Here is a 24,425-nt window from a genome sequence, read left to right on the forward strand (position 1 = left end):
ATTAAAATCAAAAAAAGACCTAACCAATAAAAAGAATTATACTTTAAACATTCCCAACTTAAAAAATGGCATGTATTATTTAAAGGTAATAACAGAAAAACATACCGAAGTACACAGAATACTTGTAGACCGCTAAAAGTAAGTGGTTATCAGTAAAACGAAAAAAGCCCTATAATTTCTTTTTAAAAAATTATGGGGTTTTTGTTTGGGTTTTTTAATATAAACTGAAAGCTTAATAATAGTTGTTCGCAATACCTATATTTGCAGGCATAACAAATAAATGAAAAAACTAATTTACATATCAATTCTGTTTTTAATTTTTGCTTGTGATAGTGAAAACGCAAACGACTGTTTCCAAAAAATGGGAAGCCTTATTCAAAAGGAAATAACCGTTGATGCTTTTGATAAAATATTGGTGAATCGCGATATTGAACTAATCGTTAAAGAAGGTCCAACCCAAAAAGTAAGTATTGAAACCGGAGAAAATTTATTGAACGATGTTACGGCGACCGTTGTTGATGGCAAACTAACACTTACCGATAATAATAGTTGTAATTATGTACGCGATTATGGGGTAACAAAAGTATATATTACATCGCCGAATCTTACCGAAATACGCAGTTCCACGCAATACGACGTAAGGTCAGACGGGGTTTTAAGCTATCCGAATTTAACCGTTTTATCCGAAGATTACAGCGCGCCAGACACCTTTACCAATGGCAATTTTAGACTTCAAATTGATAATAATACCTTCACTTTGGTTTTTAATAACCTATCGAATTGTTTTATCTCTGGAAAAACCAATAGCCTAAATATTACGTTTGCTGCCGGAACATCGCGTTTTGAAGGTCGCGATTTAATCGCTCAACAGGTTGGTATTTGGAATAGAAGCTCAAACGATATGATTGTAAATCCACAGCAATCCATAAAAGGAAAAATATCTGGGACTGGTAATGTCATCGCTGTAAATAAACCTGGAACAGTCAATGTGGACGAACAATACAAAGGCCGATTAATTTTTGAATAAATTTTGGTTACATGTCATTTCTAAAGCAAGACATATAAATCGTTAGAAATCTTATAAATAAATTAAATTGCCTTAGTTTGAAATGGTTTCGAATAAATTTACCGACTGTTTCGCTATTTCCAATTCTTCATTTGTTGGGATTACCAATATTTTAACTTTCGATGTTTCGGTGTTAACGGCTTTTAAGCTTTTGGGTCTGCAATTGTTCTTTTCCGCATCTAATTCAATACCTAAAAAATCCATGTTTTTACAAACATGTTCCCTGATAAACTGTGAGTTTTCACCAATGCCTGCGGTGAACACAATGGCGTCCAATCCGTTTAAAACGGCTGCGTAACTGCCTATGTATTTTTTTATGCGGTACACATTCATTTCCAATGCCAATTGACAAGCTTTATTGCCTTTTTCAGCTTCTGCTTCAATATCCCTTAAATCGCTATAACCCGTTAAACCAAGCATACCACTTTTCTTTTGTAGTAAGGTATTTATTTCGGTTAAACTGTAATCGTATTTTCTGGCTAAATAAAAAATGATGGAAGGATCAATATCACCAGAACGGGTGCCCATAATCAGGCCGCTAACGGGCGAAAAACCCAAAGAATGATCAATGCTTTTTCCGTTTTTTACAGCCGTCATACTACAGCCATTTCCTAAATGAATAGTGATGATTTTTGACTCCTTTTTCTCTAAATATTCAATCGCTTTTTCTGAAACATATTTATGACTTGTGCCATGAAACCCATAAACACGAATGTTGTGCTTTTCCGAAAAATCGTTTGGAATGGCATATTTATAGGCGTAGTCGGGAATGGATTGATGAAATGCCGTATCGAAAACCGCCACTTGTTTCGCCTTTGGAAAAATGGTTTCGGCAACCTCAATACCTTCTAAATTTGGAGGATTGTGCAAAGGCGCCAATGACGATAATACTTTTATTTTGTCTTTTACCGCCTCCGTGATTTCGGTGGTATTGCTAAAATGACTTCCGCCATGTACCACGCGATGCCCAACCATATGGATGGCGTCGGTAGATGCAATAATCCCCGTATCTTTATGTAAAAGTTGTTGGGCCAAAAGCTCTAAGCCTACTTTATGATTTGGAATATCTTCTATAGTTTCAATAGTATGTTTATCGGTTTTGAATTTGAATTTAGCATCGGTAAACCCAATACGTTCAATTAAACCAGAACACAAAATGATTTCTTCTGGCATTTGAAACAGTTGAAACTTTAATGAGGAACTTCCGGAGTTTAAAACTAATACTTGCATAAATTAAAGGTCTTGTGCTTGTATGGCGGTTATTATTACGGTGCTGTAAATATCGTCGGCAGTACAGCCGCGGCTTAAATCGTTAACAGGTTTGTTAAGGCCTTGTAACATGGGGCCGATAGCCAATGCACCGGTTTCACGTTGTACGGCTTTATAGGTGTTGTTTCCCGTGTTTAAATCTGGGAAAATAAGCACGCTTGCTTGTCCGGCAACATCAGAATCCGGTAATTTACTTTTTCCAATGCGCATATCTACGGCGGCATCGTATTGGATGGGGCCTTCAATTTTTAAATCCGGCACTAAATTTTTAGCAATTTCCGTGGCTTTTCTAACCTTATCGACTTCTTCACCTTTTCCGGATGCGCCAGATGAATAGGACAGCATCGCCACTTTGGGTTCAACACCAAAATTTTTGGCTGTTTTAGCCGATGAAATAGCAATTTCAGCCAACTGTTCGGCATTGGGGTTTGGGTTAATGGCACAATCGCCAAAAATAGAAACGCGATCTTCCAAGCACATAAAAAACACGGACGACACAATATTTACACCGGGTTTGGTTTTTATAAACTGTAAGGCTGGTCGCAACGTGTGAGCGGTTGTGTGCAATGCTCCAGAAACCATGCCATCGGCGTGTCCTTTGTAAATCATCATGGTAGCGAAATACGACACATCGGTCATGGCATCTTTGGCCATATCCAAATTCACATCTTTATGTTTTCTAAGTTCATAAAAAGTGTTTACGTAATCATCAAAATGAGGCGATTTAATAGGCGAAACAATATTAATATCCTCAATATTTAAGGCAATATCGAATTTTTTAATACGTTCTTTTATCTTTTCCTCTTCACCAATTAAAGTAATGTTTACCACTTGTGCATCAATTAATCTTGCTGTGGCGCGTAGTACGCGTTCGTCGTAACCTTCGGGCAGTACAATGTGTTTTTTGTCTTTTAAAGCGCGTTGCAACAAATTATACTGAAACATTCTTGGTGTGAAAATGTCGGATTCAAAGGTGATTAAATCCTCCGATAACTTATCGGTATCAACATGCTTTTCAAAGGTTGCAATCGATGTGGTAATCTTATCGATGTTTTCAGCGTATATTTTAGATTTTATTTTTCCAATGGTATTGGTCACGTGGAAGGTGCCTTCTTTGGCGCTAATTATGGGCACCACGCTTGAAAGCCCTTCAATTAATTTTAAAATCGGGTCTTCGGGAATTAAACCACCGGTTAAGATAATACCGGATATTTTTGGATAATTTTTAGAGATGTTGGCTTGTAGGGCGCCTAAAATTATGTCGGCTCTATCGCCTGGAGTAATCACTAAAGCATTCTCTTTTAAGTGCGTTAAATAATTGCGCAATTGCATAGCGCCCACACTAAAGTTGTCTATTTGGTTGTTAATTAAATCTTTGCCAAAAAGGATGTTACCGTCTAGTTTTTTAAAGATTTCTTTTAAAGTAGGGCTCGCCAAACTTTTAATTTTCGGAATAACGCTAATATCGGTACCGTTGTTAATTCGGTTTTTTAGTTGGGTTTTTAAGTCGGTAAGATAATCCGGATTGACTTTATTGGTCATTATCGATAACACATCCACTTCTTCTTTAAAAGTATCGTGGGCCAACTGCACATTGTCCACAATTTCCTTTATGTCTTTTCCATCGCCTTGTGATACAATAATAACCGGTAATCCCAGATTTTTGGAAATTAGAATATTAATATCCAATTCTAAACTGGAATTTTCATGTGAAAAATCGGTACCTTCAACCAATACAATATCGAAGCGCTCTTCCAGGTATTTATACTTTTTAATGATTTCGTCGATAACCTCGCCAGATTTTCCTTGGTTGTATAAATCAAGTACTTCGTTTCGGGTATAAACATACGTTTTTTTGTAGTTGATATCGATGTCAAAATATGAAATCACGGTGTTGATGTGATTGTCCATTTCGCCATCTTCGGTATCTTCTATAATGGGTCGAAAATATCCAACCTTTGCCGTTTTTCCTAAAAGCATGCGCATTAAACCAAGTACGGCAACAGATTTTCCGCTGTTGGGTTCAATAGTCGCTACATAAATTCCTTTACTCATTTTTGATTATTTTTTGCGTTGCAAAGATAGTTCATTGCTTCCTTGAAGAAAGATGATTTTTGTCATGCTTTTAAACTATAAACCATCAAATTCAAAACCATATAAACCGAAATGACCGTTTAAAAGTTATTCGGCGGTCAATTCCCGAAACAAACTCTCCAAACTCGCATTTTTTTGATTGAGTTGAAGAATTTTTAACTTGTTGTCGTGCGCAAAATCAAAAACGTAAGAGCGCATATCTTCGGTAGTTTTAAAAGTGATTTCGTAAACAAAACCATAAGTGTTTACCACACGTTCAGCTTTGGGGAGTTTTAATAAAAAGGCATCTTCAACACGGTAATCAAACTCTACGATAACGGTTTGTTCTTTACCTTCACGAAGTTCTTTTAGCTTTTTGTCGGCAACAATTTCACCTTTATTGATAATAATCACGCGGTCGCACATGGCTTCAACCTCTTGCATAATGTGGGTGGATAAAAACACGGTTTTTGTTTGGCCAATGTTTTTAATAAGGTTTCTAATATCTATAAGCTGGTTGGGGTCTAAACCCGTTGTGGGCTCGTCTAAAATCAACACATCGGGGTCATGCAACAAGGCATTTGCTAAACCCACACGTTGCCGATAGCCTTTGGAGAGTTGCCCAATTTTTTTATGTACTTCGGGTGTTAAACCTGTGAGTTCAATAACTTCGGCAATACGTGCTTTTGGCACTTTGTAAATATTTGCATTAAAGGTTAAGTATTCTTTAATGTACATGTCTAAATATAACGGATTGTGCTCGGGCAAATACCCAACACTTTGTTGTACGTTTTGTGTGTTTTCAGTTATCTCAAACCCATTTACTTTGGCAATACCGCCTGTAGCAGTAACGTAGGTGGTTAATATTTTCATCATGGTTGATTTTCCGGCACCGTTGGGTCCTAAAAAACCAACAATTTCAGGTTTTTCAACCTTAAAGGATATATTGTTTAATGCTTTCTGATTTCCGTAAAGCTTTGAAATCCCTTCAACTTCAATAGACATAATTAAAATATTTATTCAAAAATAACGATTATCTAATATTATATTGGTTTTACTGTAAAATCTTTAAAACTTTTAATAAATTCAAAAAAAAGATTATATAGTATTTTGATTTCTTGAAATATTATTTACTTTAGCCCCGTAATTATTATGACAACAGTATATTATACATATTTTAACAACTGGTTTTATTTCTTTTTTAGCAAAAGGAACGAGGCGTTGTATGTATAATTTATAACTATAAATTTTAATATAAGTCTCGATGAAAATCGGGACTTTTTTTGTTCAACTTTTGTTTGAACAACGGCAATGAAGATTATTTAAAAAAACTAAATTTTGATAAAAACAGTAGCTATACAAGGTGTAAAAGGATCGTTCCATCATATCGTATCCCAGCAATTTTTTGATAATGATGTAAAAGCTATGGAATGCTTAACTTTTGATGGCGTTGTTGATGCTTTGATAAACGGCGATTGCGATGCTGCTATCATGGCTTTAGAGAATTCCATTGCCGGTTCTATAATACCAAATTACGCCTTAATCGACAACCGAAATTTACACATTGTTGGCGAGCATTATTTAGATATTCAGCACAATTTCATGGCGCTTAAAAACCAGAGTATTGCCGATATAAAAGAAGTGTATTCGCACCCCATGGCACTGTTGCAATGTAAAGAGTTTTTTAAGCAACATCCGCATATAAAACTGATTGAAGACAAAGATACTGCCGAGGTTGCACAACGCATTAGCACACATAAACTAAAGGGTGTTGGCGCCATTGCCAGTGTAATGGCCGCCGATATTTTCGAGCTCGATATTTTGGCACATAGCATACAAACCATTAAACATAACGAAACGCGATTTGCTATTGTAAAACGCACGAATTCCGAAATTGTTGAAGCAGAAACCAACAAGGCTTCCTTAAAGTTTGAAGCCAACCACAAACGGGGCAGTTTAGCCGCTATTTTAAATGTGATGAGCGATTGCAAACTGAATTTAACAAAAATCCAATCTTTACCAATTATTGAAACACCTTGGAAATATGCCTTTTTTGTTGATGTTACCTTTGAGGATTTTTCAGATTTCAAAAAAGCAAAATCGTTAACAGAAATAATGGCAGATAATTTTAAAGTTTTAGGCGAATATAAAAATGCAAAGCTATGATTGAAGTCGCTAACCGCTTACATACCGTTGAAGAATACTACTTCTCAAAAAAATTGAGAGAAGTCAATCTGCTTATTGCCAGCGGAAAACCCATTATCAATCTCGGTATTGGTAGTCCCGATTTGCAACCACCGCAAAAGGTAATTGAGGCATTAACCAACGGTTTGTTAAGCCCCAATGCCCATAAATACCAAAGCTACCAAGGGTTGCCGGAATTACGGGAAGCCATTGCCGGTTTTTATAAAACGCATTTTTCGGTAAACTTAAGTGCCAATACCGAAATACTTCCGTTAATGGGAAGTAAAGAGGGAATTATGCATATTTCGATGGCGTATTTGAATGAAGGCGATGCCGTTTTAATACCAAATCCCGGTTATCCAACCTACCAATCGGTAACAAAATTAGTGGGAGCAAAACCTGTTTTTTACGAATTGGATGCCACTAACAATTGGTTGCCCGATTTAAAAAGTTTAGAACAAACGGATTTGAGCCAAGTGAAATTGATGTGGGTTAATTATCCACACATGCCAACGGGGGCGCAACCAACAGAAACTGTGTTTGAAGATTTAGTGGCCTTTGCAAAACGACATAATATTTTAATAGTAAACGACAATCCGTATAGCTTTATCCTCAACGATTCACCAAAAAGTATTTTAAGCGTTAAAGGCGCAAAAGATGTGTGTTTGGAGCTTAATTCGTTAAGCAAAACCTTTAATATGGCAGGTTGGCGCGTGGGCATGTTGGTAGGGGATAGCGAACATGTTAACCATGTTTTAAAGGTGAAAAGCAACATGGATTCCGGTATGTTTTACGGTATCCAAAAAGGTGCCATTGAAGCTTTAAAATGTTCTAAAATGTGGTTTAGTACATTAAACAGTGTATATCAGCAACGGCGCGATTTGGTTTGGCAATTGGCCGATGCTTTAAACTGTACCTACGATAAAAATGCCACGGGACTTTTTGTTTGGGCAAAATTACCAGCGAATGTAAGAGCAGAGGAGTTTATAGATTTAATATTGAAAGAGAACCATATTTTTATAACACCCGGAACTATTTTTGGGAGTCAGGGCGAAGGTTATATCCGCTTTTCGCTATGTGCCTCAACAGAGGTTTTGGAAGAGGCAATTGCTAGAATAAAATAAAAATGAAAAATATATACATCATAGGCGTTGGTTTAATAGGAGGCAGTCTTGCTATTGATATTAAAAAGAATAATCCAGATATGGTTATTCACGGTATTAGCAGAAAAGACGCCACCTTGGAAACCGCTTTGTCACTTAATTTGATTGATAAAAAAGCGACTTTAGACGATATTGAACATGCAGATTTGGTAATTGTGTCCATTCCCGTTGATGCAACGGTTACATTGCTACCAACCATTTTGGATAAGATTTCGGATAACGGATTGGTAGTAGATGCGGGCTCAACCAAAGTAGATATTTGCAAAGCGGTTGAAAACCACCCCAAACGCCGGAATTTTTTGGCGATGCACCCTATTGCCGGTACCGAACATTCGGGACCCCATGCGGCCATTCCGGATTTGTTTGTTGGCAAAACAAATATTGTTTGCGAAGTTGAAAAAACCGCCTTTAAGCTTCAAGAAAAAGCGTTAAAGCTGTTTGCCGATGTTGGAATGCGCATGCGCTACATGAATCCTGTGGCGCACGATAAGCACATTGCGTATATGTCGCATTTATCGCATATCAGTTCGTTTATGTTGGGTAAAACAGTAATCGATAAAGAAAAAAACGAGCGCGATATTTTTGATATGGCGGGCAGTGGATTTGCTTCCACAGTGCGATTGGCAAAAAGTTCGCCAGAAATGTGGACCCCCATTTTTAAACAAAACAAAACCAATGTTATTGAAACTTTAGAGGAGTACATAATAAACCTCACGCATTTTAAGGAATTGATGAAACAAGATGATTTTGATGCGATTTTTAATGAAATGAAAGATACCAATTGTATAAAAGATATTTTAAACGGCATGGGTTAAAGCCCCTCCTAACCTCCCCAAAGGGGAGGGGTGCTCACTCTTGAGTGAGACCCGAGAGGTTTTAAAGAACTCGATAGATTTGGGCTTGAGTACGTGTTCCCCTCCTTTGGAGGGGCTAGGGGTGGGTTTTTAGAGCAAGAGTGATGCGTTAGGGATTGCAGAGGAAAGCCCACAGCGAGCCTTTTTTGGCGAAGCGAGGACTTGTAACGTAAAGCCCGACCCCTTTTTCGGGGTAACGCCCACATTAAGAGAAAACAGTAAAAATTAAATAGTAAACGGAATAGCTTTAGTGGCTAAATATTAAGGAAAAATGGAAAACAAAAAAGAAATGAGAACCTGGTTAGATGATTTAAAGTTAGATCATCCTTTAGTAATTGCAGGACCATGTAGCGCAGAAACCGAAGAGCAAGTTTTAAAAATAGCTCACGAGCTTAAAGATACCGATGTAAGTTATTTTAGAGCAGGTATTTGGAAACCAAGAACACGCCCCGGTATGTTTGAGGGCGTTGGTGCTTTAGGATTAAAATGGTTGCAAAAAGTAAAGGCCGAAACAGGAATGAAAGTGTGTACCGAGGTAGCCAATGCAGCACACGTTAAATTGGCTTTGGAACACGATGTGGATTTATTGTGGATTGGTGCACGATCAACCGTAAGTCCGTTTATTATGCAAGAAATTGCCGATGCTTTAAGAGGCACAGACAAACCGGTGTTGATAAAAAATCCCGTTAATCCAGATTTAGCGTTATGGCTAGGTGGCATTGAAAGAATTTATAAAGCGGGTGTTAAAAATATTGGCGCTATACACCGTGGGTTTTCAACGTACGAAAAATCTAAATACAGAAATAATCCGGAGTGGCAATTGGCCATTGAGTTTCAAAATAAATTCCCGGACATTGCCTTAATTAACGACCCGTCGCATATTACTGGCAAACGTGATATGATTTTTGATATCTCCCAAACGGCATTGGATTTGAATTTTGATGGGTTGATGATTGAAACGCACTACGACCCGGAAAATGCGTGGAGTGATGCGGCACAACAAGTAACGCCATCTACTTTGGTTCAAATTATGAAGGATTTGAAAATAAGAAAAGAAACCGATGCCGAAGCAGAATACATAACGGCATTGAATAATTTAAGAGCGCAGATTGATGTGATTGATAATCAAATTATAGGTTTGTTGGGCAAACGTATGGTTGCTGCAGATAGCATTGGCGCCCTTAAAAAGCAAAAAAACGTTGCGGTGTTGCAAAGCAAACGTTGGAACGAGATTTTGGGCAATATGGTTTTAGAAGGTCAAGACCACGGGTTAAGCGAAGAGTTTATCTTAAAAATGTTTAAAGCCATTCACCAAGAATCTATTAATCACCAAGAGAAGATTATTAAAGGCTAATACCTAGCAATAAAAAAATGCCTCGCTTTTTGCGAGGCATTTTTTATGTTGAATATTATTGTTTGTTTCTTTTAAAAATATAGCGGGTTATAAAAATACCTTGGCCGTCACCTTTTCCGCTATCGCTTTCAACGGCACTAGTAACAAATGCCAATTCCCAGCCTTCGGTAACCATCGTATTTATTTTTGAAGTAATAACAGCATCATTTGCAGCGATGTTCTGAAAACGGATACCACCAAGATTAAAGAAGTTCAATAATTTGGTTTCATCAAAATCTTTAACTCTTATCTCGCCACGTTTTGATTTGTTACGCGTGTTATCGTCTTCGGTTTGGGTGCTGGTAAATTCTTCGAAATTTTTTTCTTCATTGGCACTAATAAGTCTGGAGCGTCCTAAACCGCTGGAAACTATAGATTCTACGCTGGTAATAACTTTATATTCCACTTGGGCGTTTATTTCAACGAAGCCAAATAAGGACATGCAGAATACTACTAAAATTTTTTTCATATGGTTGATGTTTTTTAAATTACGCCTCTAATATAATTCATTAACTTAAAAGTTGTTAATTTGTATCATAATTAAATGAATGACAGGACGCGTATATAAATCTACAGGAAGTTGGTACACCGTTAAAACCGAATTGGGTGATACTTACCAATGCCGTATAAAGGGCAAATTTAGGTTAAAGGGTATAAAAAGCACAAATCCCATTGCGGTGGGCGATATTGTGGATTTTGAACTGGAAACCGACCAAAATCAAGAATCCGGTGTTATTTATAACATTCACGACCGAACCAATTATATTGTTAGGAAATCGGTAAATCTATCGAAGCAAACCCATATCATTTCGGCGAATATCGATCTGGTTTTTTTAATGATTACCATTAATAATCCACCAACGTTAACCAGTTTTATCGATAGGTTTTTGGTAACAGCCAATGCGTATTCCATTAAAACCGTTTTGCTTTTTAATAAAATTGACACCTACGACGAAGAGACGTTAAACGAAGTAAAATACCTAGCGCATATTTATAGAAAAATCGGGTACGAATGTATTGGGGTGTCTGCGGTAACAGGAAAAAACGTTGATAAAGTAAAAGCGTTAATGCAAGGTAAAGTTAGCGTGTTTTCCGGTCATTCGGGCGTTGGTAAATCCACGCTTATTAACACCATTGAGCCTTCGTTAAATATAAAAACAAAAGAGATTTCTACCCAACATAACCAAGGGCAGCATACCACAACATTTGCTGAAATGTTCGATTTAAGTTTTGGAGCCAAAATTATCGATACGCCCGGGATAAAAGGTTTTGGCGTGGTGGATATGGACAAAGAGGAAGTGGGCGATTATTTTCCCGAAATATTCAAACTAAAACAAGATTGCAAATTCAATAATTGCTTGCATACCCAAGAACCAGATTGTGCCGTTAAAAAAGCCTTGGACAATGATGAATTAGCCTTTTCGCGCTACCGTAGTTATTTGCAAATTATTGAAGGCGAAGACGAACACTATAGAACCGATGTTTGGGATAAAGAGTAATTAATTGGCATAATAAAAATAGTTTTTGATATATGAAGCGTAGTTTGTTTTTTGCTTTTGTGGCTATATTATCAGTAAGTTGTTTAAATAAGAAAACAGAAAAATCAGCAAAACTTAATCCCGTTGAAACACGGGAAACTTCAAAGTTAAACACCTTGTTCAAACCAGGGGAACAAGGCTATACCTGCTTTAGAATACCGGCTGTAATAACTACCAATAACGGATCCGTTATAGCGTTTAGCGAAGCTCGAAAATCGGGATGCTCGGACACCGGGGATATTGATTTGGTAATGAAAAAATCTACAGATAATGGCTTAACTTGGAGTGCGCTACAAGTGATTTGGGATGATAATGACAACGTATGTGGAAACCCCGCTCCCGTACGCGATGCCGAAACGGGAACTATTCATTTGTTAACTACCTGGAATAACGGAAAAGACCATGAGTCTGACATTATTAACGGAACAAGTATGGACAGTAGATTAATTTATCAGCTAACATCAACTAATAATGGGCAAACATGGTCTGAACCAAAAAACATTACCTCAAGTGTGAAAAAGCCCAATTGGACATGGTACGCTACGGGTCCTGTGCATGGCATTCAATTAAAAAAAGGAGCACATAAAGGGCGATTGGTAATTCCTTGCGATCATATTGAAAAGGAAACGAAAAAATATTATTCGCATGTATTTTATTCCGACGACCACGGTGTTTCATGGAAACTCGGGGGAACCACGCCTTTCGACCAAGTTAATGAGTGCACCGTTGCCCAATTATCCAATGGCGATTTGTTATTAAACATGCGTAATTATAACAGAGAAGCCGTTAAAGCTAGGCAAATAGCGATTAGTAAAGATGGCGGAGATACGTGGATTGATCAAAAATTTGATACCCAACTACCGGAACCTAGGTGCCAAGGGGCGTTGTTGTCGGTAAAAAACGAAGCCAAAAATGTACTACTATTTACAAATCCAGCAGATTCGATTGCGAGGGTGAATATGACACTTTCGGTAAGTGATAATGACGGTTTAAGTTGGGAAAAAAAGATTCCGATTTATGAATCGCATGCAGCCTATTCAGATCTAACGGAATTAGAAAACGGAAACATTTTAGTGCTATATGAAGCCGGTGAAATCAATCCATACGAGGGTATTCATTACAAGGTTATTCCTAAAAAAAACATCTATAATTAAGCCCCATTTATAAATGAAAGTAGTCATACAACGAGTATCAAAAGCAAGCGTAACCATTAAAGGAGAAAAAGTAGCATCAATTGAAAACGGACTTTTAATTTTATTGGGTATTGTAAATGAAGATGCGCAAGACGATATTAATTGGCTCTCAAACAAAATAGGAAACCTTCGCATTTTTGAAGATGAAAACGGCGTGATGAACAAATCACTTTTAGATGCCAAAGGCGATGTTATTGTGGTAAGCCAATTTACCTTGCACGCATCAACTAAAAAAGGAAACCGACCTAGTTATATTAAAGCTGCAAAACCAGATGTAGCTATACCTCTGTACAATGCTTTTGTTAATCAATTAGAATCGGTTTTAAGAAAACCTGTCCAGACCGGATCCTTTGGTGCCGACATGAAAGTGGAATTAATAAACGATGGCCCTGTAACTATTATCATCGATTCGCAAAACAAAGAATAATTGGCTTCAGTTTTTGGGCATACTGCAGTCGGGTTTACTTTATCTAAATTAATAGATAATAAAAATAATAGACTGCTATTGTGGCTCGCCATTTTCTCCACCATCATGCCGGATTTTGATGTGATAGGTTTTAAGTTCGGTATTCCTTATGCACATCCCTTAGGGCATCGCGGATTCACACATTCTATTGTTTTTGCACTTGTTTGGGCACTTATTTTAATGTTTGCTTTTGGCAGAAAAAACAAGCTCATTTGGTTTCTGGTTATATTTTTATCCACCATATCCCACGGTATTTTAGATGCCATGACCAGTGGGGGCGAGGGCGTTGGTTTCTTAATTCCGTTTAACAATAATCGGTTTTTCTTTTCTTTCAGAGACATCGTGGTTTCACCGTTGGGCATAAAAAACTTTTTCTCAAAATGGGGCGCTCAAGTTATTTTTAGCGAAATAAAGTATGTTATTCTCCCGTGTTTTTTTATATTAGCTGTAAGATTTTTAATTAAAAAAATAAAGAAAAGCTTTCTGGATACATGATTTTCCTCATATAATTAAAGGTTATTATCCTTTATATTTATAGCTTTAATTTAGAATAAAAACCAAATTATGTCCCTAAAACTTATTGCAAATATGGTCATGCTATTTGCTGCCCTAACTGTTTTTTCGCAAGATAATTTATATTCCAGTTTAACAATTCCCAAAGATTTAAAGCAAAACGCAAATGCTGTGATACGGCTAAATGAGGTTGTTGTTTCGATAAAATCTTCTAGCGAAATGTCTGTTAAAGAAAAAAGAATAATAACCGTTTTAAATAAAAAAGGGAATACAAATGTTGATGCTTATGTGCATTACGATGAAAATGTAAAAATTAAAACCCTTGAAGTTTTAGCTTTTGATGCTTTTGGTAACGAAATAAAAAAGATAAGAAAAAACGATTTTAAAGATGTGAGCGCCGTTGATGGCGGGACGTTGTATTCAGATTCCCGAGTAAAGTATTTGGAGTATACGCCCATTAAATACCCCTATACCATAGAGTTTACGAGTGAAACCATTACCGGAAACACGGCTTTTATTCCTTCATTTACGCCCATTAACAGTTATTTTGTTAGTGCAGAAACGAGCACGTATACCATTAATTACCCAGAACACATTACGATTAGGAAAAAAGAAAAAAACCTTGAAAATATCGATATTGAAACCGAAGCTATTGCGGGCAGCATATTTTACAAAGCCAAGAATTTAAAGGCTTTTAAACCGGAAGATTATAGCCCGTCAATTACAGATTTTACGCCTAAAGTGTTGTTTGCTTCAAAGCAATTTACCTTAGAAGGTGTTGATTCGGTTGTTGAAAATTGGGACGATTTTGCAAAATGGATGTATCACGATTTAATTAAGGTTACCCACGATTTACCAGAAAGTACCATTAGCGACATTCAAAACTTAGTTAAAAATGAAACCAACGATATTGATAAAGCCAAAAAAATATATCAATATGTACAAGATAAGGTTAGGTATATAAGTGTGCAAGTTGGTATTGGTGGCTGGAAACCCTTTAATGCTTCAGAGGTCGATAGACTGAGTTATGGCGATTGTAAAGGTTTGACCAATTACACTATGGCCTTGTTAAAGGCGGCAAACATTGAGTCTAATTATAGTGTGGTTTACGCTGGGAAATCACAAAGAAGTATTGAAGAAGATTTTACTTCAATACAAGGTAATCATGTTATTCTTAACATACCGAGCGACAACGAAGAAGATATTTGGTTAGAATGTACAAGCCAGAAACTGCCATTTGGCTTTATTGGCGACTTTACCGATAACAGAGACGTATTGGTAATTACCCCCGAAGGTGGCAAAATACAACGCACCAAAAAGTACAATACCGAAGAAAACACCCAAGTTACCAAAGGCCGCTATACGGTATCAAACGATGGTACGATTACAGCTGAAGTCAACGTGAAATCCAAAGGCATTCAGTACGACGATAAATATTGGTTGGAATCTGAAACCGAACGTGATTTAGACAGACGCTACAAAACACGTTGGAGTTATATAAATAATATGGCTATCGATAACATGTCGATTGAAAATGACAAAGATAGCATTGTGTTTAACGAAACCTTGGCTTTTCAGGCCACAAGCTATCCTAAAATAGTGGCTAACAGAATGCTATTAACCGTTAATGCCCTAAATAGAAACACGCATATCCCAGACCGTTACCGTAACCGAAAACTTCCGCTTAAAATAAAAAGGGGCTTTAAAGATGTGGATGAGGTAGAAATAAAATTACCGCAAGATTATAAGGTTGAATCGTTGCCGGCCAAGAAAATAATTGAAAACAAATTTGGCAGTTATAAGGCCGAAGTTGTTGTAAAGGATGAAAACACCTTGCTTTATAAAAGAGAGTTTGTGGTGAACGATGGCGAATTCCCAAAAGAAGATTACAGTAAATTCAGAACATTTTATAAGGACGTTTCAAAACAAGATAACGCCAAAGTAGCATTAATTAAAAAGGAATAATAAAAATGAAAAACATTGTTACCCTATTAGCCGTATTATTTGCTTGCCAAATAACAACTGCACAAGATTACAAGTTCGGAAAAGTTTCAAAAGAAGAACTTGAAGAAACGTTTAATCCGTTGGATTCATCGGCGAGCGCCACCTATTTGTTTAAATACAGAAAAACGTTTTACGAGTATGATCGAGACAAAGGATTCCAATTAATCACCGAAGTGCACGAACGTATAAAAATATACAACCAAGAGGGTTTTGATTATGCGACAAAAGCCATAAACCTTTATAAAAGTGGTTCGCACCAAGAAATTGCCAGAGGCTTAAAAGCTTATACTTATAATTTAGTTGGCGGTAAAATTGAAGATACCAAACTTAAAAAAGAAGGTATTTTTAAAACCGAAAAATCAAAATATCGCAACGAGACTAAATTTACAATGCCCAATATTAAAGAGGGTTCGGTGGTAGAATACGAGTATAAAATTATATCTCCTTTTTATCAGAATGTTGATGAGTTTCGTTTTCAGCATGCCATTCCGATAAAGAAATTAGAAGCCGAATTTCAAGCGCCAGAGTATTATAATTTTAAAGTAAATATGAAGGGGTTCTTGAAGATAACGCCCAAAATAGAAAACAAAAGAGATAAAATAACATTTAGTAGTAAAAGTAGGACCGGTCAATCCGGAGCTGTTAGAACCTCTTTTAATTCTTCAGATTTAGAGTTTACTAAAAAAGTATCAACTTATAATTTAGAAAACATTCCTGCTTTAAAAGATGAGCCTTACGTAAATAATATAAATAACTACAGGTCGTCGGTTAAGTATGAATTATCGTATGTAAAAATGCCGCAATCAACCATAGAATACTATTCAACAACCTGGGAAGATGTGGTTAAAACCATTTATAAAAGCTCCAGTTTTGGAGACGAATTAGATAAATCTGGCTATTATGAAGACGATATTGATGCCCTGATAGGTAGCGTTTCAGACCCTAAAAAGAGAATAGCATTAATTTTCAATTTTGTAAAATCTAAGGTAAAATGGAACGAATATTACGGCTATCGAACAGCTGATGGCGTTAGAAAAGCCTATAGGGAACAGGTTGGCAATGTTGCCGAAATCAATTTAATGCTCACCTCCATGTTGCGTTATGCGGGCTTAGAGGCCAACCCTGTTTTGGTTAGTACGCGTCGTAACGGTATTCCGATATTTCCAACAAGAGAAGGCTACGATTATGTGATTTCTTGTGTGGAACTGCCAACAGGGAATGTGTTGTTGGATGCTACCAATAAATACGGATCGCCAAATGTTTTGCCATTTAGAACCTTAAATTGGGAAGGCCGGATTATTAAAAAGGATGGCTCTTCTAGTTTAATAAGTTTGTACCCCAATGAAAACTCCAAAAACTCCATTTTAATGATGGCCAGTTTATCTGAAGAAGGCGATTTGGAAGGTAATTTCAGAAGTGTTAAAACTAATCATAAAGCCTTATCTTATCGAGAACGTTATAATAATACAGATGAAGATGATTTTTTAGAAAAGTTAGAAAACAATTATGACGGCTTGGAAGTTTCAGATTTTAAAGTATCAAATGCCGTTGAGCTTTCCAAACCAGTTATGGAATCGTATAAATTCTTTAAGGAAAGTCAAGCCGATATTATAGGCGATAAAATATATTTTTCGCCGTTGTTCTTTTTACGTTCAAAAGAAAATCCATTTAAACTGGAAAAAAGAGAATTTCCTGTAGATTTTGGTTACCCATCATCAAGCACATACCGAATAACCATTAAATTGCCCGAAGGCTATAAAGTGGAGTCGATACCCGAAGCTTCGGCATATGCTTTACCCGATAATTTGGGCATCTTTAAATATATGTTATCACAAAACCAATCAACCATTCAGTTGTTAATTGATACTAAAATAAACACCTCAATTATTTCACCTTTGTATTATGACACTTTAAAAGCGTATTTTAAGCAACTCATAGAAAAAGAAAACGAACAAATTGTATTAACCAAAGTATAATGGATATTAAAAACGCACAAAAAATAGTTGACGATTGGATTAAGCAACACGGTGTACGCTATTTTAACGAGCTTACAAATATGGCACAACTTACCGAGGAAGTTGGCGAAGTGGCCAGAATTATAGCACGTCGTTATGGCGAACAAAGCGAGAAGGAAAGCGATAAGGATAAAGATTTAGGTGAAGAATTGGCCGATGTGCTGTTTGTGGTGCTGTGTTTAGCAAACCAAACGGGGGTAGATTTACAACAAGCATTCGACAATAGAATGGACAAGAAAGCAAAACGCGACCACGATAGGCACCATAATAACGAAAAACTGAAATAACATTCTTGGAATGATATGACGCAAGAATTTCAATGCAGCCAAAAAAACATGAAATTCCGTAGTATTAATCTCGATTATCGAGTAAATTTGCTAGCTTTAAGAAGCAAGACAATTTACAATGAGCAGTATTACACTTCATAAATCTGAATTAAAAAACCGTAAATTCGACGTTACGATAACAGGTTCCAAAAGCGAATCCAACAGGTTATTGTTGCTAAAGGCGTTGTATCCTGAGATACGTTTAGACAATGTTTCAAATTCTGATGATAGTCAACTCATGACCAAGGCGCTATCGTCCACATCACATATTGTAGACATTCATCACGCGGGTACCGCTATGCGATTTCTAACGGCTTTTTTTGCAGTACAAGAAGGTCGGGAAGTTACGCTTACAGGTTCAAAAAGAATGAAAGAGCGTCCCATTAAAATATTGGTTGAGGCGTTGCAGGCTTTAGGTGCCGATATTAATTATGCTGAAAACGAAGGCTTTCCGCCATTAAAAATTAAAGGAAAAAAATTAACCAAAAATAAAGTCTCGCTAAAAGCTAATGTGAGCAGCCAGTATATTTCGGCTTTATTGCTCATCGCTTCAAAACTTGAGAATGGTTTGGAACTAACGCTTGAGGGCGAAATCACTTCCATTCCGTATATAAAAATGACCTTGAGTTTATTGGATGAAATTGGTGTAGCATCGTCTTTTGTAAACAATACCATTACCGTAAAACCCAATAATAGTAAGTCAACCGCTAAAACCTTAACCGTAGAATCAGATTGGTCTTCGGCATCCTACTATTTTAGTATTGCCGCGTTGTGCGATATGGGGACCGAAATCACCTTATCGTCATATAAAGAAAACTCCTTACAGGGCGATTCGATTTTGGTCGATATTTATAAAGCATTTGGAGTGGTTTCAACGTTTAAAGAAAACCAGCTTACTCTAAAAAAAGAAACTTTTAATATTGAAGCTATAAATTTAAACTTGCAGAATGCTCCAGATATTGCGCAAACCATTGCGGTAACTTGCTTTGCATTGGGCATTGTATGTAATTTAAAAGGTTTGCATACGCTAAAAATAAAAGAAACCGATAGACTCGTGGCTTTAAAAACCGAAATCGAAAAATTAGGTGGGCAAGTAGATATTACAAATGATGCGCTGTATTTGCATCCATCAAAAGCAATTAACGAGATGGTTTCCATTGCAACCTATCACGATCATAGAATGGCCATGGCTTTTGCACCTTTGGCATTAAAAACTTCACTGGTTATTGAGGATGCCATGGTGGTTTCAAAGTCGTATCCAACGTTCTGGAACGACCTAAAAACCATGGGTTTCAAAATATCTGAATAATAATCACTTAAATACTTGACAACGCCTATTCGCAGATTGTATATTTGCAACTTTCTTTAAAACACTTAAATACGTATACATGAAATTATCACACTTTGGTTTCAACTTACCAGACGAATTATTAGCAGAATATCCAGCAGAGAATAGAGACGAATCGCGTTTAATGGTATTGAACAGAAAAGAGCAAACCATTGAGCACAAAATGTTTAAGGATCTCATTGATTATTTTGATGAAAATGATGTTATGATTCTTAATAACACCAAAGTATTTCCTGCCAGATTATACGGAAACAAAGAAAAAACCGGTGCTAGAATAGAAGTGTTTTTGTTAAGGGAATTAAACGAAGAGCAACGCCTTTGGGATGTTTTGGTAGATCCTGCAAGAAAAATAAGAATTGGCAATAAGCTTTATTTTGGCGAAGATGAAACGTTGGTTGCCGAGGTTATAGATAACACAACATCGAGAGGGCGTACCTTGCGTTTTTTATATGATGGATCGTACAACGAATTCCGCAGAAAATTAACCGAACTTGGTGAAACACCACTTCCAAAATACATAAAAAGAGAGGTTGAACCAGAAGACGAAGACCGCTACCAAACCATTTTTGCGAAAAACGAAGGTGCTGTAGCAGCACCAACAGCAGGCTTACACTTTTCAAGACACTTGTTAAAGCGTTTAGAAATTAAGGGCGTTAATTTTGCCGAAGTAACCTTACACGTTGGGTTAGGGACATTTAATCCGGTTGAGGTTGAAGATCTTTCCAAACATAAAATGGATAGCGAGGAATTGACCATTAACGATAAAGCTGTTACAACCGTTAATACCGCTTTAAAAAACAAAAAACGTATTTGTGCGGTGGGCACTACGGCTATGCGCGCTATAGAAAGTGCGGTGTCATCAAACGGAGAGCTTAATGAATTTGATGGTTGGACCAATAAGTTTATTTTTCCACCATACGAATTTAGTATCGCAAACTGTATGATTACTAATTTCCACACACCAAAATCTACATTATTGATGATGGCTTCAGCTTTTGCAGGTCACGATTTTATAAAAAAGGCCTATGACGAAGCCATAAAAGAGAAGTACAAATTTTACAGCTATGGCGATGCCATGTTGATTATTTAATAACATTATATCAAAAAAAAGCCTCGTTTTTACGAGGCTTTTTTTATACGTCATGTTTTTGAAACTACAGAAAAAACTTAAAATTTAATATTCAATTCTTCCTGAGTTAAGGTCGCACCGTAATAATGGTCCAAAAACCAAGTGTTGTCTTTTTTGTAAATAATACCATCAATTCCTTCAACCACAAAAACATCTTTTAAGTTGGTTCTATTCATTCTATAAACCACTTTTGGTGAGCTGTCAACCAACTGAAAGCCGTCTGGGGTTTCTTGAGCGTACAATATATTTGAGGTGCCCTCGATTACCGTTTTGGGCATTGTTTTGGTCTCTTTTACCGGTACTTCAACAATTTCTTCAACCTCAGTTTTGGGGCCGGCAACCTCTGCAACTTCTTCTTTTTTGTTTTTTAAAGATTGTATTTCTTCTTTTAATTTCTGGATTTCTTGTGCCACTTCATTATTGGTTTCCACATCTACTTTGGCAACGGATATAGCGTTTTTAGTACTTGGCTTATAACTGTAATTCAAGTCTTCAAACGATTTAAAGGCATTTCGCAGCGCTTCGTTGTAAGCTTTGCTGTATTCCTTCAATCTGCTTTCGCCCAATTGCGAAGTATAAACCACTACGCCATTACAGTCTTTTAGCGCAACGGTTAGTTTTGTTTTAAACATTCCAGACTCTTTTAAAACATCGGAATTTAAACCCATACAACGGTTTTGCTTAAAGTCGTCTGGATAGGTTTCGCCTTCCAATAAGGTGTTAAATCCATGTTTTTCGAATAAAAATTTGGTCAACGAATTTAAAAGATATTGATTTTCTTGTTTTAAGAAACTGTATTTTTTAGGAACAATTACATATTTATAATCGTTTAAATTGGTTTGAGAAAATGCACTTGCAATAATAAAACAAGCTATACATGTAGTAAATAATTTAGTTTTCATTTTTTTAAATAATATAGTTAAACCCCAAATTTGTTTGGAAGGTTGTAAATAGTCATCTGTTTTAATGTAGCGCTTAATTTGTTTAAGCATTACATCATTGTTTATTTATGTTGTAACCCTGAAACAAGCTCGGGGCGACTAAGGTTTACGATGCATTACTAAACTAAAAACCCAATTGTAAAGATACGTTTTACAAATAATTTTTTAAATGAATTAGGTTGTTTATTTGTTTAACATCCTCATTTATAGCTTCGTTTTTGGTGTCGAACAAAATGGCATCCATTCCAATATTTATGGCACCTAGTATGTCTGCTTCGTAGTTGTCGCCTATCATTAAGGCTTTATTTACGGGCGTATTGGCGGCTTTTAAGGCATGGTTGAAAATTTTAGGGTTCGGTTTTTTTACACCAACCGACTCGGAGTTAGTCACCGTTTTAAAATAATGGATGATGTTCGAGTTTTTCATTTTTCCCTGCTGCACTTCGCTAAATCCGTTGGTTATAATATGAAGGGTGTAGTTGTGCTTTAAATAATCCAGGATTTCAAAAGTGTTTTCAAACAAATGGTTAAAACTGCTTAAATGTGTAATATAATCTTCTGAAAGTTGATGGATTACATGATTTTCAACCGTAAAATCGACTGCTGAAAAAGCATCGTTCAACCGCCCGAAACGCAATGAAGCCTTGTCTATTTTTTCATCTCTGTAAAGCTTCCAATAATTTAAATTGATAGGTTCGTAATAGGCTAAAAATTCATTCAAATTAATATTGATATTATTCAGCTTAAAAATTTTATCGAAAGTTAGGGCTGAGTTTTTATCAAAATCCCAAAGGGTATGGTCTAAATCAAAAAATATATCCGTGATGCCTTTAATCTTCATTTGCCGATTCTAAAATAATATTAAACAATGTTTTAAAGCCGTTCCAGCGGTTGGAATCGCTAAATGTATAGTTGTGAAATACAGGAACAAATTCCCCGTTTACCCGTTTTACTTCGTTGATAATTTGATTTAATGCCATTTTTTTATCCAACAACGATTTGTTTTTAAGCAAGGCAAAATCCATAAGATGGTAACCATGCACTTTTAAAGGGGTTTGGGTTTCGTAATCTAAGTCGTAAAACAAAAATGGGGTACAAGACCCAGCCCTAAAACCAATATGGTTTATATAGCCCATGGTGTAATCTTCTTCTATTTCCAAATCGATAAGATTTCTGTAAGATTCGGGTAAATTAAGTTTAGAATGCGATTGCCTTGAGGCTTTTAAATTGGTGTTAATTATGGCTTCCATTTGAAGTTTTTCCTTTTTTAAAATCTTTTGATGGTCGATAGCAAAGAAAGATGTTTTTAACCCCACAAGGCTGTAATCTGCCACCTGTTTTATAAGCGATATAAACTTTTTTTTGTTAGGATTAATGCCTTTATCGTACGTGGAATAAGAGCCTATTAAAAAGAAGAACACAAACTTAAACTTGCTTTGTTTTTGTTTGTTTATAATGTATTTAAAGGTGTCAAACGGGTCGTGTTTCAATCCGAAAAGCACCATAAACCTATCGTATAAACTTTTAAGTTTAAAGCGCAATAAGTCTCTAATGGAACCACCAAAAGATCTGATGATGCCCTTTAGTTTATAATTGTACGGGCTTGGTACATCAATTACAGGTTTTATACTATAGGCGCGTTGCGGGAAACTAAAATCGGGAAAATGATTTTGTAAGGCATCCTTAAATTTTAACGCCCAAATATCAACAACGGGTTGATGTAAAAAGTTGTGTTTAAACGCGATGCTTTCGGTAGCCAAAAAACGTCCAAATTCGTCTCGTACCTGCGGTAAATACTCCTCGTAACGGGACAATAAATAAAATGATGCCGCAAAAATATCAAACGGAATGACGCTTTTATCTCCGTTGTAAAAGAAGCCTTTGGTATCCTCCCAATCGTGCACGTGTATGTCTACGTCCGATAGCCCTTGCTCAAATAAGATGTCGTGGCTTTTAATAAAAAACTCGTTCGCCAATGGCTGTCGAGTATACGACATTTTTAAATTATCGTGCGCAATAAAGGTTTCGATTTTTGTGGTAAACGAAACTTCAATACCCAATACCCTGGTGCAAATATGCTTGAAAACATATTTTAATCTTGGCGATATTTTATGAGTATAAACTAATAACATTTTGCAAATGTAAATTCCAAAATTTTTAAAAAAACAAACTCCAATGATTTTCTGTTTTTGGAATTTGGGATTTGTGTTTTAACTTTTTGCGTTTCTAAAGCATGTTTTCATCCGCAAAACTAAAGTATGCTTTTTCTGTTATAATTAGGTGGTCTAGCACTTTTATATCTAAACTTTCGGCAGCGACTTTTAATTTATTGGTAATTTGTTTGTCGGCTTCACTGGGTTTTAAAGTCCCCGACGGATGATTATGTGCCAAAATTAAACCTGTCGCCCCAACTTGAAGCGCATTTTTTAATACCAAACGTATATCGACCAAAGTGCCTGTAATACCGCCTTTGCTCAATTGGTTTTTTTGAATGACCTTGTTGGAATTGTTCAAGTAAATAATCCAAAATTCTTCGTGCTGCAGCTCGCCAATAATGGGCTGCATCAGTTCGAAAACCGATGCGCTGGATGTGATTTTATTTTTACGCAATGCCTCTTCGCCTCGTCGTCGTCTTCCCAATTCCATCGCAGCGGTAATGGTTATGGCCTTGGCCTCGCCAATGCCTTTAAATTGCATCAATTGTTCAACCGACAGTTTTCCCAGTTCACTTAAATTATTGTCAGCACTTGCTAAAATACGCTTGCATAAGGCCACGGCACTTTCTTCTCTGTTGCCCGAGCCTATTAAAATAGCCACTAACTCCGCATCGCTTAAAGCTGTCTTGCCTTTATAAAGTAATTTTTCGCGGGGTTGATCGTCTTGCGCCCAATTTTTTATTGAAAATGATGATGGTTTTTCAGACATTTGATAAATATAATTATTGTAAATT

23 protein-coding genes are annotated in these 24,425 nt (G+C 36.4%); 15 read left to right on the plus strand and 8 right to left on the minus strand.

Going from position 1 to position 24,425, the window contains the following annotated elements:
- Both ACN5J7_RS14895 and ACN5J7_RS14900 read left to right on the plus strand, forming a co-directional pair.
- Window positions 1–136, plus strand: a 136-nt coding sequence (locus ACN5J7_RS14895; protein WP_418604564.1) for a T9SS type A sorting domain-containing protein, incomplete at its 5' end; no start/stop codon positions are given.
- A gap of 144 nt (window positions 137–280) precedes the next feature.
- Window positions 281–1,027 (plus strand): head GIN domain-containing protein, encoded by a 747-nt coding sequence (locus ACN5J7_RS14900; RefSeq protein WP_418604517.1) that lies wholly within the window; start codon window positions 281–283, stop codon window positions 1,025–1,027.
- A 72-nt stretch (window positions 1,028–1,099) separates the two neighbouring features.
- Here ACN5J7_RS14900 and ACN5J7_RS14905 read toward each other — a convergent pair whose 3' ends face one another.
- From ACN5J7_RS14905 to gldA, 3 genes are all read right to left on the minus strand, one after another.
- Complete coding sequence (locus ACN5J7_RS14905) at window positions 1,100–2,296, minus strand: acetate/propionate family kinase (protein ID WP_418604518.1); 1,197 nt, start codon at window positions 2,294–2,296, stop codon at window positions 1,100–1,102.
- Window positions 2,297–2,299: 3 nt separating this feature from the next.
- A complete protein-coding gene (gene pta / locus ACN5J7_RS14910; protein WP_418604519.1) occupies window positions 2,300–4,390 on the minus strand; it encodes a phosphate acetyltransferase in 2,091 nt (696 codons plus the stop codon).
- 126 nt (window positions 4,391–4,516) lie between these two features.
- Window positions 4,517–5,413 (minus strand): gliding motility-associated ABC transporter ATP-binding subunit GldA, encoded by an 897-nt coding sequence (gene gldA, locus ACN5J7_RS14915; RefSeq protein WP_418604520.1) that lies wholly within the window; start codon window positions 5,411–5,413, stop codon window positions 4,517–4,519.
- Between the two features lie 333 nt (window positions 5,414–5,746).
- On the opposite strand from gldA, the gene ACN5J7_RS14920 reads away from it, so the two are divergent.
- From ACN5J7_RS14920 to ACN5J7_RS14935, 4 genes are all read left to right on the plus strand, one after another.
- A complete protein-coding gene (locus ACN5J7_RS14920) occupies window positions 5,747–6,574 on the plus strand; it encodes a prephenate dehydratase (protein WP_418604521.1) in 828 nt (275 codons plus the stop codon).
- The gene (locus ACN5J7_RS14925) at window positions 6,571–7,716 is read left to right on the plus strand and encodes a pyridoxal phosphate-dependent aminotransferase (protein ID WP_418604522.1); all 1,146 of its coding nucleotides are present in this window, start codon (window positions 6,571–6,573) and stop codon (window positions 7,714–7,716) included. Before ACN5J7_RS14920 ends, ACN5J7_RS14925 begins: the two co-directional genes overlap by 4 nt.
- 2 nt (window positions 7,717–7,718) lie before the next feature.
- Window positions 7,719–8,570: a prephenate dehydrogenase gene (locus tag ACN5J7_RS14930; RefSeq protein ID WP_418604523.1), complete on the plus strand. Its 852-nt coding sequence runs from the start codon at window positions 7,719–7,721 to the stop codon at window positions 8,568–8,570.
- Window positions 8,571–8,880: 310 nt separating this feature from the next.
- The gene (locus ACN5J7_RS14935; protein ID WP_311934998.1) at window positions 8,881–9,963 is read left to right on the plus strand and encodes a bifunctional 3-deoxy-7-phosphoheptulonate synthase/chorismate mutase type II; all 1,083 of its coding nucleotides are present in this window, start codon (window positions 8,881–8,883) and stop codon (window positions 9,961–9,963) included.
- Between the two features lie 55 nt (window positions 9,964–10,018).
- On the opposite strand, the gene ACN5J7_RS14940 is transcribed toward ACN5J7_RS14935, so the two are convergent.
- Window positions 10,019–10,471: a hypothetical protein gene (locus ACN5J7_RS14940; RefSeq protein WP_311934996.1), complete on the minus strand. Its 453-nt coding sequence runs from the start codon at window positions 10,469–10,471 to the stop codon at window positions 10,019–10,021.
- 79 nt (window positions 10,472–10,550) lie between these two features.
- Between ACN5J7_RS14940 and rsgA the strand changes: the two genes are divergently transcribed.
- The 9 genes from rsgA (at window position 10,551) to queA (ending at window position 20,495) form a co-directional block, all read left to right on the plus strand.
- Window positions 10,551–11,501: a ribosome small subunit-dependent GTPase A gene (gene rsgA / locus ACN5J7_RS14945; RefSeq protein ID WP_418604524.1), complete on the plus strand. Its 951-nt coding sequence runs from the start codon at window positions 10,551–10,553 to the stop codon at window positions 11,499–11,501.
- A 32-nt stretch (window positions 11,502–11,533) separates the two neighbouring features.
- Entirely contained in the window at window positions 11,534–12,694 is a 1,161-nt protein-coding gene (locus ACN5J7_RS14950; protein ID WP_418604525.1) for a sialidase family protein, read from the plus strand.
- A 13-nt stretch (window positions 12,695–12,707) separates the two neighbouring features.
- On the plus strand, window positions 12,708–13,160 hold the full coding sequence (gene dtd / locus ACN5J7_RS14955) for a D-aminoacyl-tRNA deacylase (RefSeq protein ID WP_418604526.1): 453 nt from the start codon (window positions 12,708–12,710) through the stop codon (window positions 13,158–13,160).
- Complete coding sequence (locus tag ACN5J7_RS14960) at window positions 13,161–13,694, plus strand: metal-dependent hydrolase (protein ID WP_418604527.1); 534 nt, start codon at window positions 13,161–13,163, stop codon at window positions 13,692–13,694.
- Between the two features lie 69 nt (window positions 13,695–13,763).
- Window positions 13,764–15,677, plus strand: coding sequence for a DUF3857 domain-containing protein (locus tag ACN5J7_RS14965; RefSeq protein WP_418604528.1), 1,914 nt, complete (start codon window positions 13,764–13,766; stop codon window positions 15,675–15,677).
- A 5-nt stretch (window positions 15,678–15,682) separates the two neighbouring features.
- Window positions 15,683–17,692 (plus strand): DUF3857 domain-containing protein, encoded by a 2,010-nt coding sequence (locus tag ACN5J7_RS14970; protein ID WP_418604529.1) that lies wholly within the window; start codon window positions 15,683–15,685, stop codon window positions 17,690–17,692.
- The gene (locus tag ACN5J7_RS14975; protein ID WP_311934981.1) at window positions 17,692–18,018 is read left to right on the plus strand and encodes a nucleotide pyrophosphohydrolase; all 327 of its coding nucleotides are present in this window, start codon (window positions 17,692–17,694) and stop codon (window positions 18,016–18,018) included. Before ACN5J7_RS14970 ends, ACN5J7_RS14975 begins: the two co-directional genes overlap by 1 nt.
- Before the next feature lie 118 nt (window positions 18,019–18,136).
- Window positions 18,137–19,366, plus strand: a complete 1,230-nt coding sequence (locus ACN5J7_RS14980) for a 3-phosphoshikimate 1-carboxyvinyltransferase (protein ID WP_311934979.1) — start codon at window positions 18,137–18,139, stop codon at window positions 19,364–19,366.
- A gap of 79 nt (window positions 19,367–19,445) precedes the next feature.
- The gene (queA, locus tag ACN5J7_RS14985; protein WP_311934977.1) at window positions 19,446–20,495 is read left to right on the plus strand and encodes a tRNA preQ1(34) S-adenosylmethionine ribosyltransferase-isomerase QueA; all 1,050 of its coding nucleotides are present in this window, start codon (window positions 19,446–19,448) and stop codon (window positions 20,493–20,495) included.
- A gap of 77 nt (window positions 20,496–20,572) precedes the next feature.
- Here queA and ACN5J7_RS14990 read toward each other — a convergent pair whose 3' ends face one another.
- The 4 genes from ACN5J7_RS14990 to radC all read right to left on the minus strand — a co-directional run bounded on the left by ACN5J7_RS14990 (window position 20,573) and on the right by radC (window position 24,400).
- Window positions 20,573–21,436 (minus strand): hypothetical protein, encoded by an 864-nt coding sequence (locus tag ACN5J7_RS14990; protein WP_311934975.1) that lies wholly within the window; start codon window positions 21,434–21,436, stop codon window positions 20,573–20,575.
- A gap of 190 nt (window positions 21,437–21,626) precedes the next feature.
- Complete coding sequence (locus ACN5J7_RS14995; RefSeq protein ID WP_311934973.1) at window positions 21,627–22,316, minus strand: YjjG family noncanonical pyrimidine nucleotidase; 690 nt, start codon at window positions 22,314–22,316, stop codon at window positions 21,627–21,629.
- On the minus strand, window positions 22,306–23,607 hold the full coding sequence (locus tag ACN5J7_RS15000; RefSeq protein ID WP_311934971.1) for a polysaccharide deacetylase family protein: 1,302 nt from the start codon (window positions 23,605–23,607) through the stop codon (window positions 22,306–22,308). The genes ACN5J7_RS14995 and ACN5J7_RS15000 overlap by 11 nt, the downstream gene beginning before the upstream one ends.
- A gap of 94 nt (window positions 23,608–23,701) precedes the next feature.
- Window positions 23,702–24,400 carry a RadC family protein gene (gene radC, locus ACN5J7_RS15005; protein ID WP_311934969.1) on the minus strand — a complete coding sequence of 233 codons (699 nt, stop codon included), beginning with the start codon at window positions 24,398–24,400 and terminating at the stop codon, window positions 23,702–23,704.
- Between the last annotated feature and the right edge of the window lie 25 nt (window positions 24,401–24,425).

Origin of the sequence: Hwangdonia sp., from assembly GCF_048381975.1 — a bacterium.
GTDB classification, from domain to species: Bacteria; Bacteroidota; Bacteroidia; order Flavobacteriales; family Flavobacteriaceae; genus Hwangdonia; species Hwangdonia seohaensis.

Bases quoted from the DNA above. Each gene is read 5' to 3' on its own strand.
- ACN5J7_RS14900 (WP_418604517.1), top strand. From the start codon at position 281: ATGAAAAAACTAATTTACATATCAATTCTGTTTTTAATTTTTGCTTGT.
- ACN5J7_RS14905 (WP_418604518.1), bottom strand. From the start codon at position 2,296: ATGCAAGTATTAGTTTTAAACTCCGGAAGTTCCTCATTAAAGTTTCAA.
- pta (WP_418604519.1), bottom strand. From the start codon at position 4,390: ATGAGTAAAGGAATTTATGTAGCGACTATTGAACCCAACAGCGGAAAA.
- gldA (WP_418604520.1), bottom strand. From the start codon at position 5,413: ATGTCTATTGAAGTTGAAGGGATTTCAAAGCTTTACGGAAATCAGAAA.
- ACN5J7_RS14925 (WP_418604522.1), top strand. From the start codon at position 6,571: ATGATTGAAGTCGCTAACCGCTTACATACCGTTGAAGAATACTACTTC.
- ACN5J7_RS14930 (WP_418604523.1), top strand. From the start codon at position 7,719: ATGAAAAATATATACATCATAGGCGTTGGTTTAATAGGAGGCAGTCTT.
- ACN5J7_RS14935 (WP_311934998.1), top strand. From the start codon at position 8,881: ATGGAAAACAAAAAAGAAATGAGAACCTGGTTAGATGATTTAAAGTTA.
- ACN5J7_RS14940 (WP_311934996.1), bottom strand. From the start codon at position 10,471: ATGAAAAAAATTTTAGTAGTATTCTGCATGTCCTTATTTGGCTTCGTT.
- rsgA (WP_418604524.1), top strand. From the start codon at position 10,551: ATGACAGGACGCGTATATAAATCTACAGGAAGTTGGTACACCGTTAAA.
- ACN5J7_RS14950 (WP_418604525.1), top strand. From the start codon at position 11,534: ATGAAGCGTAGTTTGTTTTTTGCTTTTGTGGCTATATTATCAGTAAGT.
- dtd (WP_418604526.1), top strand. From the start codon at position 12,708: ATGAAAGTAGTCATACAACGAGTATCAAAAGCAAGCGTAACCATTAAA.
- ACN5J7_RS14965 (WP_418604528.1), top strand. From the start codon at position 13,764: ATGTCCCTAAAACTTATTGCAAATATGGTCATGCTATTTGCTGCCCTA.
- ACN5J7_RS14970 (WP_418604529.1), top strand. From the start codon at position 15,683: ATGAAAAACATTGTTACCCTATTAGCCGTATTATTTGCTTGCCAAATA.
- ACN5J7_RS14975 (WP_311934981.1), top strand. From the start codon at position 17,692: ATGGATATTAAAAACGCACAAAAAATAGTTGACGATTGGATTAAGCAA.
- ACN5J7_RS14980 (WP_311934979.1), top strand. From the start codon at position 18,137: ATGAGCAGTATTACACTTCATAAATCTGAATTAAAAAACCGTAAATTC.
- queA (WP_311934977.1), top strand. From the start codon at position 19,446: ATGAAATTATCACACTTTGGTTTCAACTTACCAGACGAATTATTAGCA.
- ACN5J7_RS14990 (WP_311934975.1), bottom strand. From the start codon at position 21,436: ATGAAAACTAAATTATTTACTACATGTATAGCTTGTTTTATTATTGCA.
- ACN5J7_RS14995 (WP_311934973.1), bottom strand. From the start codon at position 22,316: ATGAAGATTAAAGGCATCACGGATATATTTTTTGATTTAGACCATACC.
- ACN5J7_RS15000 (WP_311934971.1), bottom strand. From the start codon at position 23,607: ATGTTATTAGTTTATACTCATAAAATATCGCCAAGATTAAAATATGTT.
- radC (WP_311934969.1), bottom strand. From the start codon at position 24,400: ATGTCTGAAAAACCATCATCATTTTCAATAAAAAATTGGGCGCAAGAC.